A 357-nucleotide genomic window follows, 5' to 3' on the forward strand; every position below is an offset into this window, starting at 1 on the left:
GCGGCGTTGGACCGACGCGGGCGGAGTCTGGCGCGTGACCGCTCGCAGGCCCGATTCGGTCACCGTGGCGCTCTACCAGTGCACCGGCGGGGAAGAAGTCGATCGGCTGACTTCCGCCGATCCGGAACTGCTTCGCTACCTCGGCGACCGGACCGGCAGCGAGGACTGACTTCAGCCCGCGATCGGCTCGCTCACGCCTCGCCAGAGGCGTTCGAGTACCCGCGCGGCCGGCTCCACCGCCGTGACCAGGCCGACGCCCTGCCCCGCATCGATCGGCACGACAGCCGGATCGTCCGCCGCGATCGCCATGGCGAGGGCCTGCGCGGCGGACGGATCCGCGGCGAGTTCGTCTTCCCG

At 72.3% G+C, this 357-nt stretch carries 1 pseudogene; it reads right to left on the reverse strand.

The features are described from left to right. Window positions 1-171 precede the first annotated feature (171 nt). A pseudogene (locus ON27_RS29200) lies at window positions 172-357 on the reverse strand (nitronate monooxygenase); the annotation flags it as partial.

The sequence above is a fragment of the Nocardia asiatica NBRC 100129 genome (assembly GCF_000308415.1).
GTDB classification, from domain to species: domain Bacteria; phylum Actinomycetota; class Actinomycetes; order Mycobacteriales; family Mycobacteriaceae; genus Nocardia; species Nocardia asiatica.